The 14,179-nt window shown below is 33.5% G+C and carries 15 protein-coding genes; 1 reads left to right on the top strand and 14 read right to left on the bottom strand.

The window, feature by feature from the left end; genetic code table 11:
* Positions 1–236: 236 nt before the first annotated feature.
* From VQL36_RS08665 to VQL36_RS08630, 8 genes are all read right to left on the bottom strand, one after another.
* Complete coding sequence (locus VQL36_RS08665) at positions 237–692, bottom strand: hypothetical protein (protein WP_349248927.1); 456 nt, start codon at positions 690–692, stop codon at positions 237–239.
* A 307-nt stretch (positions 693–999) separates the two neighbouring features.
* Positions 1,000–1,455 (bottom strand): hypothetical protein, encoded by a 456-nt coding sequence (locus tag VQL36_RS08660; protein WP_349248926.1) that lies wholly within the window; start codon positions 1,453–1,455, stop codon positions 1,000–1,002.
* A 310-nt stretch (positions 1,456–1,765) separates the two neighbouring features.
* The gene (locus VQL36_RS08655; RefSeq protein WP_349248925.1) at positions 1,766–1,984 is read right to left on the bottom strand and encodes a hypothetical protein; all 219 of its coding nucleotides are present in this window, start codon (positions 1,982–1,984) and stop codon (positions 1,766–1,768) included.
* 148 nt (positions 1,985–2,132) lie between these two features.
* Positions 2,133–3,461 (bottom strand): type I glutamate--ammonia ligase, encoded by a 1,329-nt coding sequence (gene glnA / locus VQL36_RS08650; RefSeq protein ID WP_349248924.1) that lies wholly within the window; start codon positions 3,459–3,461, stop codon positions 2,133–2,135.
* Between the two features lie 29 nt (positions 3,462–3,490).
* Entirely contained in the window at positions 3,491–3,898 is a 408-nt protein-coding gene (locus VQL36_RS08645; protein ID WP_160647744.1) for a MerR family transcriptional regulator, read from the bottom strand.
* Positions 3,899–4,083: 185 nt separating this feature from the next.
* Positions 4,084–5,334 (bottom strand): aminotransferase class I/II-fold pyridoxal phosphate-dependent enzyme, encoded by a 1,251-nt coding sequence (locus VQL36_RS08640; RefSeq protein WP_349248923.1) that lies wholly within the window; start codon positions 5,332–5,334, stop codon positions 4,084–4,086.
* Positions 5,334–6,620, bottom strand: coding sequence for a GTPase HflX (gene hflX, locus VQL36_RS08635; protein WP_349248922.1), 1,287 nt, complete (start codon positions 6,618–6,620; stop codon positions 5,334–5,336). Before hflX ends, VQL36_RS08640 begins: the two co-directional genes overlap by 1 nt.
* Positions 6,621–6,636: 16 nt before the next feature.
* Complete coding sequence (locus VQL36_RS08630) at positions 6,637–7,632, bottom strand: AAA family ATPase (RefSeq protein ID WP_349248921.1); 996 nt, start codon at positions 7,630–7,632, stop codon at positions 6,637–6,639.
* Between the two features lie 345 nt (positions 7,633–7,977).
* Here VQL36_RS08630 and VQL36_RS08625 point away from each other — a divergent pair, with 345 nt between their 5' ends.
* Positions 7,978–8,079 (top strand): sporulation protein YjcZ, encoded by a 102-nt coding sequence (locus VQL36_RS08625; RefSeq protein ID WP_349248920.1) that lies wholly within the window; start codon positions 7,978–7,980, stop codon positions 8,077–8,079.
* Positions 8,080–8,400: 321 nt separating this feature from the next.
* On the opposite strand, the gene VQL36_RS08620 is transcribed toward VQL36_RS08625, so the two are convergent.
* The 6 genes from VQL36_RS08620 to VQL36_RS08595 form a co-directional block, all read right to left on the bottom strand.
* The gene (locus tag VQL36_RS08620; RefSeq protein WP_349248919.1) at positions 8,401–10,563 is read right to left on the bottom strand and encodes a PAS domain S-box protein; all 2,163 of its coding nucleotides are present in this window, start codon (positions 10,561–10,563) and stop codon (positions 8,401–8,403) included.
* A gap of 125 nt (positions 10,564–10,688) precedes the next feature.
* A complete protein-coding gene (locus VQL36_RS08615; RefSeq protein ID WP_349251150.1) occupies positions 10,689–11,309 on the bottom strand; it encodes a trimeric intracellular cation channel family protein in 621 nt (206 codons plus the stop codon).
* 69 nt (positions 11,310–11,378) lie between these two features.
* Positions 11,379–11,960 (bottom strand): HD domain-containing protein, encoded by a 582-nt coding sequence (locus VQL36_RS08610; protein WP_349248918.1) that lies wholly within the window; start codon positions 11,958–11,960, stop codon positions 11,379–11,381.
* Between the two features lie 98 nt (positions 11,961–12,058).
* Complete coding sequence (locus VQL36_RS08605) at positions 12,059–12,706, bottom strand: YdcF family protein (RefSeq protein WP_349251149.1); 648 nt, start codon at positions 12,704–12,706, stop codon at positions 12,059–12,061.
* Positions 12,707–12,708: 2 nt separating this feature from the next.
* On the bottom strand, positions 12,709–13,455 hold the full coding sequence (locus tag VQL36_RS08600; RefSeq protein WP_349248917.1) for an alpha/beta hydrolase: 747 nt from the start codon (positions 13,453–13,455) through the stop codon (positions 12,709–12,711).
* Positions 13,427–14,074: a peptidylprolyl isomerase gene (locus tag VQL36_RS08595; protein WP_413789496.1), complete on the bottom strand. Its 648-nt coding sequence runs from the start codon at positions 14,072–14,074 to the stop codon at positions 13,427–13,429. The genes VQL36_RS08600 and VQL36_RS08595 overlap by 29 nt, the downstream gene beginning before the upstream one ends.
* Between the last annotated feature and the right edge of the window lie 105 nt (positions 14,075–14,179).

The following is a 14,179-nucleotide window of genomic DNA, read 5'->3' as shown; positions in this document are numbered from 1 at the left end:
TGTCCCTATCACAAAATATGTAGTCATTAGCCTAAACGAGTGGGCACCTACCTATGAAAATTAATTTTTATTAGAAAATGTGAAGTATTTTATTATTACAATTCCTGTTCCTTTTTATCATCCTGCTTCCCTCCCCTAGCACAATGGATGATATTTTCCCAACAAAAAAAGAACGTATTTCTACGCCCTTTCTGATTAGCCGTTTAATCATAAAATTTTATTTTTAAACTGTAGTTCTATAATGTTATTACTGTTGCTTTTAAACCTCTAGATCCAATTAAATTATTAAATCCCGTTAAAGCTGTACATACAAGTTCATACGTATTGATCCCAGCATGTGGATTTTCATCTAAAACAGGAAAATTAGAAAAGTTTGTATGCCTATCCCCAGGATTAGAAGCAAAATCCATTTTATCAATGATAGTTGCTATGTTTCCCCCATTACGATGAATTTCGTATTTTATATCAAAACTATTACCAATAAAAGTAATTCCTATTACAGCAATTTGAGCCATAGTATCAATGCATACCTGAGTTCTATCTGGTTGTTTAATGCATACATCTACCGAAAGAACAACTTTAGGTATAGAATCATCAGGAAGTAAAATGACTCCTTCGGTATTAGTATTATAAGGATCTCCTTCTACCGAAACACTTTGAGCCACAACAAAAGGCTCTTGTTTCAAACTCATGATATACCCTCCCAACTAATTAAATTATCCTCTATCTTATGAACAATCTAATGCTTTCGCTTGGACTCTTATCTATGGGCTGGAATGTAAAAAACCAACTGTTATATTTTAATTGATAATTGGAATAATATAAAAGCAAGCTGTCTGTACTAGTCCTTATTAGGAGTAATCTTAGTAGGGACTTTCTTTTTATCATCCTGCTTCCCTCCCTAGCACAATGGATGATATTTTCCCGACAAAAAAAACGTATTTCTACGCCCTTTCTGTTTAACCATTTAATCATAAAATTTTATTTTCAAACAGGTATCTATACTGTAAAGACAGTCGCTTTTATACTTCGAGATCCAGCAAAGATAGTTAATTTTGAACCTGCTGTCCTTGTACATACAAGCTCATACGTATTGATTCCAGCACTTGGGTTGTTATCTAAAACAGGAAAATTTGGAAAGTTTGTATGTCTTCCTTCGTTTACTGCTAAATAATCCATTTCATCATTGATCAAAGCAATTGTGGTTTCATTATTACGAATAATTTCATATGTCACTGCAAAGTCTCTTGCAACACCTGTGGAAATCGCTAGTACTGCAATTTGAACCATTGAATCCAATGATATTTGCGTTTTCTGTGGATTTTTCACACAAAAATTAATAGTTGCAACAGGTGTAGCTATTTGGACTGGAAGTACAATTGTTCCTTCCCCTCCATACGGATCATCTACTGAAACCGTATCAGCTACAACAAAAGGTCCTTTCTTTAATCCCATAAACATACCTCCTAACTCATTAAATTATCCTCTTCTTATCTTATGAACAATCTAATATAGTTGCTTGGACTCTAATCTATGGGCTGGAATGTAAAAAAAGAGCGCTTATGTGCGCCCTTCCTTTATATCTATAATATAATAATACTACGGTTTAACCGTCAGTTGACCGTCTAATTACCGTCAATTTATCGTCAATATTTCCACTCTCTTTCTAATACTCCCCGAAGCTTTAATGTGTTTGTGACTGAAACTAACCCTTCTGTCAATCTCCGTTCAAATGTATTTGAACTTACAGAGAATGGCGTGAAGCTTATAGCAATCTTATATTTCTTTTAATGACCTGGTAATCTAAAAATGACTGTTCATATGATTTTACAAATATATTAAAACGTTTTGTTATAAAATCATTTTTTCCTGCAGGGATACGTTTCGCTTCTTCCCACTCCTCAATCATATCTTGTAATATACAGGTTAGGAAATAAACACGGAAGTATCCAGATAACAGCAGATGTGAATTCCCATATTTCAAAGAAGGATAAATTCGAGAATTTCACACAACATATTTTAAAATAATTCGGGGGGCATTTGGGGGGCAATTATAAAAAGATAATCCAATATAATTTTCACCCCTAAAACCAAAAAACCCTCGATACCAATGGCACCAAGGGTTTCACCTCTTAATAAGAAGTCATATATTGATCTCTTTCCCATTCATGAACTTGTGTTCTATACATATCCCACTCTATTTCTTTTAACTCGATAAAATGTTCTAATGCATGATCTCCTAGAGCTTCACAAATGATTTCATTATTGAGAAGGCTCTCTAGTGCTTCTGACAAGGAATAAGGTAGTACTGGAATTCCACTTTCAATACGCTCTTCCTCTGACATTACATAAATATTACGGTCTGTTGGCTCAGGAAGTGTAAGTTTGTTTTCAATTCCGTCAAGCCCAGCTCTTAACATTACTGCTAATGCTAGATAAGGATTAGCTGAAGGGTCCGGACTGCGAACTTCGATACGAGTGCTTAATCCTCTTGAAGCAGGTACTCGAATCATAGGGCTTCTATTACTTGCTGACCAAGCAACGTATACTGGAGCTTCATATCCAGGTACAAGACGTTTGTAAGAGTTTACTGTTGGATTTGTTAAAACTGTAAAGGCACGAGCATGTTTTAAAATACCTGCCATATATTGACGAGCTGTTTCACTCAAACCTAACATATCATTTTCATTATAAAATGAATTTTCTTTCCCTTTAAACAAGGATTGATGACAGTGCATCCCGGATCCGTTTACACCAAACAATGGTTTAGGCATAAACGTTGCATGCAGGTTATGTTTTCTAGCGATCGTTTTTACTACTAATTTAAAAGTTTGGATCTGATCCGCTGCTTTAACAGCATTTGCATATTTAAAATCAATCTCATGCTGCCCTGGAGCTACCTCGTGATGTGAGGCTTCAATTTCAAATCCCATTTTTTCTAGTGTTAGAACAATTTCACGACGACAGTTTTCACCAAGATCTGTTGGAGCTAAATCAAAATATCCGCCTTGATCGTTCACCTCTAAAGTAGGGCTTCCCTTTTCATCCGTTTTAAATAGGAAAAATTCTGGTTCAGGACCGACCTTCATAGAAGTAAATCCTAGTTCTTCAGCCTTCTTTAAATTTTGTTTTAAAATTGCTCTTGGATCACCAGCAAAAGGAGTACCGTCAGGCATATAAATATCACAAATTAAACGTGCAATTTTATCTTCTTCATACCATGGATAAATCAACCATGTTTCAAGATCAGGATATAGGTACATGTCAGATTCTTCAATACGAACGTAACCTTCAATAGATGAACCATCGAACATCATTTTATTATCTAGCGCTTTTTCTAACTGACTAACTGGAATTTCAACATTTTTAATCGTTCCTAGTAAATCCGTAAATTGAAGTCTAATAAATCTTACATTCTCCTCTTTTGCACTTCGTATAATCTCTTCTCTTGTAAATGACATATGATCTCTCCTCTTGTTATAAATATTAATTATTTATTATAAAAACGAGACAATTCACCTTGAATCAAAGAAACTTGACCAGGACGTTTTGTTCTTAATTGTCTCTTTAAGTACTTGTGAAGGTCAGAATCTGTCAATTCTTTTCTAGCCACTTCTGTTTGTTCATTGATGACTGTTGCATCATCCGAATTTTTTTCTATTGGTAAAAGCACTTGTTTAATTCCAGCAATATTAACTCCCTTTTCAATTAATGATTTTATTTCAAGAAGTCGCTCAACATCATTAAGTGAGAACAAACGTTGGTTACCCGCCGTTCTTGCTGGAACAATCAATTCATGTTGCTCATAATAACGAATTTGCCTTGCTGTTAAATCAGTTAATTTCATCACAATTCCGATAGGAAACAAAGCCATATTTCTACGTATTTCATCACTCATAAGATCAGCCCCTCCCACTTAAAGTATCTACATAAATTGTAACTCTGATTTCCAACCACGTCAAGTTAATGTTATGTTTTGTTACAATAAAGATTACATTTTGCTCAAAATAACCTATTTCAAAAATAAAAACTAATTTTGAAACTTCGAAATATTGAAAATACTACTATATTTTAAACTCTAATTCATGGTTTCACTGAAACTAACATATCTTTCACAGCATTAATGACAGCAAACTTACAATGTGAATAAGTTAGTCCTCCTTGCATATACGCAATGAAAGGTGGACGAATAGGTCCATCGGCAGATAGTTCTAAGCTACCTCCTTGTATAAAAGTCCCGGCACCCATAATAACCGGATGGTCATAACCTGGCATTTCCCAAGGTACAGGAACTACGTGTGCATCTACAGGTGAAGCTTTTTGAATGCTTTGAACAAATGAAATTAATTGTTCTCTGTTTTCAAATTGAATTGCCTGGATTAAATCAGACCTAGTATCTTTCCAATTTGGGTGCGTTACAAATCCAATTTTTTCAAACATAGATGCTGCGAAGATACTCCCTTTTAAAGCCTGTCCTACAAAATGAGGTGCAAGAAATAAACCTTGGTATATTGTTCGTGTTGTACCTAACATTGCACCTACCTCTCCCCCAATACCTGGAGCTGTTAGTCGATAGGACGCTAATTCAACATATTTTTTCTTACCAGCTATATATCCACCTGAGGAAGCGATTCCACCCCCAGGATTTTTAATTAATGAGCCCGCTATCAAATCAGCACCAACATGGGTAGGTTCAAAAGTTTCTGTAAATTCACCATAACAATTATCTACAAAAACAATCAGTTCTGGGTTTATTGTTTTAATTTTTGATATCATTTTTTCGATCTCTTTTATAGAAAATGCAGATCTCCATTCATACCCCCTAGAACGTTGAATACCTATAACCTTCGTTTGACTGTTGATAGTTTTAATGATCTCCTCCCAATTCACACTTCCATCAGAAAGAAGGTCTACTGCATTGTAATTTATGCCATAATCCTGTAACGAACCTAATCCATCGTCTGGTTTACCTATCACATTATGTAAAGTATCATATGGTTTTCCTGTAATAAACAAAAGGTGATCCCCAGGTCTTAATAAACCAAATAAAGCAGTATTGATCGTATGTGTACCTGATACAAAGTGGGGTCTAACAATGGCTGATTCTGCACCAAATACATCTGCATAAACCTGATCCAAAACTTCTCGTCCCCTATCATTGTATCCATAACCTGTTGAATCATTAAAATGAAAATCACTCACTTGGTATTTTTGAAAAACATCTAAAACTTTCCATTGATTAGTATCAATTCTAATATCTACTTCCTTTAATTTGTGCTCAATTTGATTTTCTACTTCTTCAATCATTTGTTGTATATCTTCTGACTTAAACATTACACGTTTTCTCCTATTTCTTTGATCTCTTTTTCTATGAGTTTCGCATCGTGGGAATGGATACGAACTGTCAAAATCAAGGTATCTTTATCTAACTTATCTTCAATTACGTCACTTACTTTTTTTATTAGAGCAATCAATTTCCCTTCTTTTGCGGGAATAGAATAAGTTCTTATCTGATCTAATAGTTTGTTTTGAATTGATAATTTCAACTGCTCTAAATCTTGCTCATCAAAAGCAGAAATAAACAAATGATCGCTATTATTTGCAAATATCAACTTCTTTTGCGAAGGTTCACATATATCCTTTTTATTGTATACCACGATAGTTTCTTTACCTTGTACACCTAAATCAACTAATACTTCGTCAACAACATCCATTTGCTCTTCAATCAGTTCTGAAGTACTATCCACAACGTGCAATATAAGATCCGCCTCACGAACTTCTTCAAGTGTAGCACTAAAAGCTGCGACTAAATCGTGAGGCAAATCTTGAATAAATCCGACTGTATCCGTCAATCCAACATTTTTGCCACTTGGCAATTTTAAAGTTCTTACTGTTGGATCTAGGGTAGCAAACAATTGATTCTCAATATATATATTAGAGCCACCTGTCAATTCCTTTAGTAAAGTTGATTTTCCAGCATTTGTATAACCTACTAAAGCCACTTGATAGAGATTTGTTTTTTTCCTCCTGACTCTATGTAAGTTTCGATGTCGAGTGACCTCTTGAAGTTTCTTTTTTAACTCTGTAATTCGATCTCGAATATGTCGACGATCCATTTCCAATTTTGTTTCGCCTGGACCTCGTGTCCCAATCCCCCCGCCTAAACGTGATAAATTTTTACCATGCCCAGATAGTCTAGGTAATAAATAACTTAACTGAGCTAGTTCCACTTGCAAGTAACCTTCCCTTGTATTTGCTCTTCCAGCAAATATATCTAAAATCAATTGTGTACGATCAATGATTTTGGCGTCTAGAAAAAATTCTAAGTTTCTAACTTGTGCTCCTGAAAGTTCTTGGTTGAATATTACCGTATCCGCTTCAAGCTCAATAATTTTTTCCTTAATTTCTTCAGCTTTCCCTTTACCAATAAACCATTTTGAGTCAATAGATTTTCGATGTTGTTTTATCGTGTCTATAACCTGTAACCCGGCTGTTTCTGCAAGTAATATTAATTCATTTAAAGAATATTCTTCTAACTTTAATTGTTTTGTATCTTGTAAAATGAGGCTGACTAGCAGCACTTTTTCTATTTTTTTATCGTTTACGTGATGGGTTGGCATTAAAAAGGTGGTCCTCCTATACATTTTTTTCTAGATTTGAGTAAGTATCAAACTTAAAATCTTCTGGTTGCATATTCATTAAGTCTTGTTTCGAAGGTGATTTGACTTCATTTAGAACCCGAACTGCTTGATGTCTTATCGCTTTTTCAATTTGGTTTCTAACATGTCTTGCATTGCTAAATTGATGTGAGTTATAACGCTTTTCATAAGATAAGTGATTTCTCAATTTCATTAAGGTCTGAGGTAAAAAAGTGTATTCTCTTTCTTTCATCATCAGTTCAGAAATTTTCACTAGCTGGTCAATCGAATAGTCTGGAAACTCAACTTGAATTGGAAATCTCGAATTTAACCCAGGGTTTATTTTCAAGAAATCCTCCATCTCGCTTGAGTAACCTGCTAAAATGAGTATGAAATCATGTTTCAGATCCTCCATTGCTTTTACTAAAGTATCAATCGCTTCCTTACCAAAATCTTTTTCTCCACCTCGAGCAAGACTATAAGCTTCATCTACAAATAAAATACCACCCACAGATTTTTTAATCAAATTTCTTGTTTTATTAGCCGTATGTCCAATGTATTCTCCAACAAGATCTGCACGCTCAACCTCCACTAACTGACCTTTACTACAAACATCTAGTGCGTGGAACATTTTAGCAATGATTCTAGCTACTGTCGTTTTACCTGTTCCAGGATTTCCTTTAAAAATCATATGGTATACATGTTTATTACTTTGTAAACCCGCTTCTTCACGCATTTTTGTCACTTGTAATAAAGCATAAATTTCATACACGAGATCTTTGATTTTTTCTAAACCGATCATTTGTTCAAGTTCTGAAATGATTTCTGATAATTTTTCGTTTTTTTCTAATGGGATCGCTTTCCCGTTTAATTGAACTTTTGATTTTTCAGAAGACACTGTATGTTGACGTTCAACATGTTTAAAAACAACATTAATTTGACGCGTGTTCTTTGTTACAATTGTTCGTTCATTACTCAAAACATTTCCATCCATCAAATCATCACCTCAGAAGTAAGCGTCATACAGTATACGCATATGCCTAGATAAAAGTGTTTAAATTTTATATTGTGCAATTTTAAAAAAAGGTTCGTATTTCATAGTTTTATGCTGAAAATAAAAAGAAAATCACCATTAGATGATTTCCGTTATGTTTATCACTCAAAAATATTTAAAAGTGATTTTATTAGAAATAAACGCATAATCAAAACACACGAGTAAAGTAGTGTAATTAACTAAAAAATGTGGAAAAATGTGCATTTGCATCGGTACACCAGTCCAATCACGTTAAATTAACTTAACATAATATATACTACGTCATAGAAAAAGGAGGAAAACTAAATGAGTTGTTATAGTGGACGTTCAGGTAGTGGTGGAGCTGTAATTGTTTTAGTACTATTCATTCTTTTAGTTATCATCTTAGCAGCTGCGTTCTATGTTTAAATTTATCTAACATTCAGTTAACAGTTAACCAAAATTCCGAGATATCGGAGGAACATTTAAACAATTGGTCTTTGAATAATCAAACAAATAGTTTCAATGGAGAATCTTATCTCCATTGAGACGATCTTAAATCATAATAAAGTCTTGGTTTCTGAAAAAATGTGTACTTATCATAGGATACTTGTCTATACAAAATGAAGGATTTGAACATAATATATATCACCTCTTAGTAATTGGAGGTAATTATCAACCACTATGCGCTCATTTATCTATCTCAACTGGAAATAACCTCACTATTAATTAATTTAGTGAGGTTTTACTTTAATTTAAATAAACCCCTTCTATATCTGGTAAATAAATTTCAACGGTAGTTCCTTCGTTTACCCTGCTGCTAATATGAATCTTTCCATGATGTGCTTCTAAAATTTTATAACACATCATTAAACCTAATCCCGTGCCTTTTTCTTTTGTAGTATAAAAAGGTTCCCCTAGTTTTTCTAATCTCTCACTTGAAATCCCAATCCCTTGATCCTGTACACAAACGATCAGTTTGTTGCAAATCGATTTGATTTTCACTAATATCTCTCCACCTTTTGGCATCGCATTTATTGAATTTCCAATAATATGCCTAAAGGATTTCTTTAATAGTTTTACATCACACCTGGTGTACATTAATTTAGTTTCTATTTTTAAGTGAATTTGAATATTATGCTTCCCTGCATCCTCTTCCATAGAAGAAATTACTTCCTTCACAATAATATGAAGATTATGTTGTTCTAAGTCAACAACTTGTGGTGTGGCTAAAGATAAAAACTTATTTGTTATCACATGAATATTGTCTAACTCAGATTTCATAATATTAATGTGCTTTATAGTGTCGGGGCAGTTTTTACTTTCCATATTTAGTTCCATAATTCTAACAAAACCCTTTAGTGTTGTTAATGGATTTCTTATTTCGTGAGCAAAACCAGCTGCCAGTTGACCTACGATGGATTGTTTAGTTGTTTTCTGCAATTTTGTTTCTGTTACATCATTTATAATTCCAATAATCATGGGTTTATCTTGAAACTCGATTAATGAAAACTGCAGCTTCAAACTGATGATCGTGTTGTTTTTATGCAATCCATTACATTTTGTTTCAAATTTACTTACAAAACCGTTCATTAATTTCTGTAAATTACTATGAATCACATTTCTTTCTTCTGTCAAAAATAGATTTAAAATATCTTGTTCTAAAAGTTCATTCTGTGAATATCCGTACATTTCACATAATCTAGCATTTACAAAGCTAAACGCCCCATCTTGATACAAAAAGATACCTACGATTGAATTATTTAAAAGTGACTGATATCTAATTCGAGAGTGATCTAAATTTGTTATTTCAGTAAAAGTACCAACTACTTCAATGGTTTTACCGTTCTCAAACACTGGCTTTAAAGTAACTAAAAAATATGTATTTTTTAAATAAATGCCTTCGAAGGAAACTACTTTTCCTTCCTCCCATGCTTGTCTATAATACTTTTCTATTCTTACAAATTCGTTGCCTGTAAAAAAGTCATTAATCGTTTTACCCACTAAATTTTTAAGCTCAAGCTTCTTTTTTTTCATAATAGAGCCTGCAAATGTGGTGTATACAAACTTTCCATCTATTTTTTTACATTTAAACAATAAACCATTATGGTGATGAATCAAATTCAAAGCATTTCTGTATTCGCTTGCTTCCCAAAATATAACATGTGATCCAGCCAATCGATCATCTACATATATAGGTAAAAACTTCATTTCAATTGAAAGGGTTTTACCATTTTTACAGATGATATCTAAATCCTTAACATGAGTATAAATTTCACCATCTAAAACAACTTTTTGTTTTTTTATATAGTCATTGATATCTTGTTGTATCGTAAAGCTTGCAAGAGGTTGGTTTAATAATTCTTCCTTCAGGTAACCTAATTTTATTCCAGCAGCTGTATTTGTGAATACAATACGACCATCCAAATCACATGAAATAATAGGAAGGTTGTTATACATTTGGAAGGATTTGAAAAATTGTAATTCCTCTTTTATTTTTAGTTCATTCACTTTACGAGAAGTTATATTTTCTATTGTAAGAAATATGAATGGTACATCTTCATAAAGAAATATAGAAGCATCTATAGATATCCATAATAATGATTTTAATTTCTTTTCAATTTTAAAGGTTTCTACCTTCCCGTATATCAGTGGCTCAAGTTCTTGTTTATTTAATTGTAAATCATTAATATGAAAACTAGATTCAATAGTATCAAGAAAGTTCTGTTCTGGATAGCCTAGTATTAAGCAAAATTTGTGATTCACTTTTATACATGAGCCAGATGGTGAAACGATAGCCAAACCATGTGCAGAAGTTTCAAAAAGTTGTTTATAAATACTGAGGTCTGATCTAGTTAAGAATTTTTGGACAACATCTTCTTGTTTTGAAAGATATGCTTTTTTATCTAACATACAAATTCTCCTAGTTTTCAGAATTTTTAGACAAGGTTATTACTATTATATTTCAAATAGAATAAAATAAAAGTAAATAATTTCTATTTCGAGTCTAATTTTTGTTTTGTTCATACTGTTTAAACTTATACTTTTTTTAGTCCTTTTCTATATATTGGTTTTTTGGGTAATTTAAGACCATAATAAACAGATAACATTCTTAACAATATAACAAGTACAAATACAATATAGAACCCAATAGGAGAATCAACCAAGCCTAAACCTATGACTAAACCGACTAACATCGCCCATAATCCATAGATTTCATCCCGAAAAATAAAAGGTTTCCTACCTGCTAATAAATCTCTAATGATACCACCCCCACTTCCGGTAAGCAACGCAGCCACAATGACAGCACTAATCGGAAGATTCATATCAACAGCAAATAGAGCCCCTTGAATCGAAAAAGCCGCTAATCCAACAGCATCAAAAAACATCCATTGTTTAATAAAATGAAACCAAAGGTTTGGAAGTAAAAAGACAATAAGCATGGAAATAATGGCGATTACGAATAAGTTTCCTTGTTCCCATAGGTTTGATATCGGGATACCCAATAATAAATTTCTAGTCGCCCCACCACCAAAAGCAGTTACAAGCCCTAGAATGATCACACCTAAAATATCATATCTTTCTTCCATAGCAGCAATGGATCCGCTGACTGCAAAGGCAACAACTCCGATGATGGTAAATATGTCCCAAGTTAACATAATTTCAGACAATGAATAATCATCCTTTTTTTACTTGAATAGATTTTTTATTTTATATTTAGTTCAATTTTATTCAGTCAATAAATAACCTTTATCTACAGCGTCACGTATTAACTGCTCCGCATATCCCCACAAAGTTTCTGAACCCTCTGCCATGATTTTATTTCTATTGTATACTTTGTCTCCTGTCACTTTATGATTTTGCCAAGCAGCACCTTGATTATGATAATTCAGAAGCATGGGCTGAAGCCTGTCCAAAGTAAGTGCAAAACGAGATTCAGGTGTTTTTCTCTCCTCATACTCCTCCCAGAGTTGTATAAATTCTAGAGCTTGGTCCTTAGGCAATAAATGAAATAATCGTTTCGCAGCTAGTTCTTCTCGTTCCCTTTTGTCTTCATGTCCTTTATCATCATAAGCAAACGTATCGCCTGCATCAATTTCCACAATGTCATGAATTAACAGCATCTTTAAAACTCTTAACATATTCACACTATTTTCATTTGCGTATTCATAAAAAACCAGACACATCATCGCTAAATGCCAGGAATGTTCTGCATCATTTTCCCGCCTAGTCTCTCCTATGACATTTGTTTGTCTTAAAATGGTCTTTAGTTTATCGATTTCTATAATAAATTCCATTTGTTGTTTCAATCTTTCTGTAATATAAATCACCTCGTCCTTTCATTAATTATAGATCAAGATTATAAAACTAAGGAATGGAGGGTTTTCCCCTTCATTTAATCCTTAATTCATTTCACACCCACTTTGAATAACATTTTATCCATCAGCCATTTTGTATAAGCTAATGTCTCTCTGCTTTTGTGATAAGGCATGAACATGACTTCTGATTGTGTAGTAGACACCACAGGTTCCGTTAAATTTAAAAATTGAGCAACATCTAAAGTTCTTGCCCCATGATATGCATGCGTAATAACAACTGTGGATTCGAAACCGTGTTCCTTCATAATATTTCGGCTATACAATATATTCTCATATGAACTAGTAGCTTCTCTTTCCTCCATAATTTTTTCTTCAGGTATGCCTTTTGATACTAAATACTGTTTCATGCCTTCCGCCTCGGTAATTGTGGCACCATTTGCATCTAAACCACCTGATACAATAATATTTTCAAAATACCCTTTTTCATATAAATCAAATGCATGATCTAATCTTTCCTTTAACCCTAGAGTAGCTTCATTATTCTCACCTAATGCCATACCCATCACAATACCTACATCTGAGGATGTTGGCAACTGCATTTGCTCCACAGATTGGATTTTCCACTGAACATAACCTGCCCATAAAATAAACATAAGTAAAAATACACTGCCTACTTTAAATAGCTTAGATCTGTTATTCATTTTTCGTTTAGTATTTAATTGAATACTGCTGCTCATTCTCACTTCAAAAACCCTCCTACTGTCTCAAAAACTTCTTCCGCTTCTTTACCTAAACATATGACATGAGTGGACAACGGGAAATATACGACTGATTTTTCTTCTGCTGGTATGATCCGTTTTAAATAGCTAGCACTATATGGATGTACAATATGATCTTGTTGTCCCTGCACAATCAAAGTTGGAGTATGCACCTTACTAAATTCAACTCTTAAACGATGGGCTAGCTGTATAAATTGCCAAGTAGCAGACAGAGGAACGCCATTTATTTTTTTAAACCGACTCCAATCTTTATTTCTCATTTGTTTATAAGTCAATTTCATAAATCGGCCTGGACTAACATAAATCACTGCGGCATTTAAAAGCACTAACTTCTTTACTGGAAAGTGATTGCTTATATAAGCAGCGAGTACACCACCCATTGAAAATCCAACTAAATCAAATCGAGAATATAATTCAGACATTTTTACTGCTTCTTTTTTCACTGCTTCCATCCATTGATGATACTTTATATTCTTTAAATCCTTTAAATGTTCTCCATGCCCTGGTAAAGTGGGTACATGACAAATCCACCCTTGTTCTCTCAAATATGCAGCTAATGGATCCACTTCAAATGAACCACCCGAAAATCCATGAATGAGTAAACATGCTCTATGATGATTTAGATTTTCCACGAGAAATTTCTTCCTTTCATCTTCATTGAAAATAATCCAGTTTTGTTTAGGATTCGATGATTTCAATAGACTCAATCGTTACTTCTTCCTCAGGTAAACTAGGGGTGGAATCTCCTCCGTTTGGATTCATAGTTACAGGTGTTTGAGCTATATTTATAACTGTATCCATCCCTTCTGTTACTTTTCCAAAAATAGTGTAATTTGGAGCTAAATTTAGATTTCGACTGTCCTCTCCAGTGCAAATAAAAAATTGACTACCATTCGTATTTGGTCCGCTATTTGCCATGGCAACTATGCCAGGTTCATATAAATGAGGTGTCTCTAATTCATCTTCAAATTGATAACCAGGACCTCCTCTACCTGTACCTGTTGGATCTCCTGTCTGAATCATAAAAGTTTCAATTATTCTGTGGAACGTAATCCCTTCATAAAAGTTTTCATTTGCTAAAAAGACAAAACTATTCACTGTGACTGGTGCTGTGTCCGCAAACAATTGAACCGTAAATTCTCCTTTAGAAGTATGGATAACTGCAGCATAATTCTTTGAAGGATCGATTTGCATTTCAGGAGGTTGGCTCCAGCTTTTATTTTCTTTATCGTTTTCATTTCCAGTTTGATCTGATGCACACCCAGTTAACATAACTACTAAAATCATAACTAAAGTGAATAATTGTATACATGGCTTCATTTTCATTTTTACGTCCATCTCCATCCATTTTTAATAAAAAAATTGTATCATTTGCCAAGGGCTTATTCAAGAAAACAAAGACCAAAGCTTGAAGATTGAAGAACAAGCTAT

Origin of the sequence: Chengkuizengella sp. SCS-71B, from assembly GCF_040100845.1 — a bacterium.
Lineage (GTDB): Bacteria > Bacillota > Bacilli > Paenibacillales > KCTC-33759 > Chengkuizengella.
Note: the sequence above shows the minus strand (reverse complement) of the source record. Positions and strands in the feature narration are given on the sequence as shown.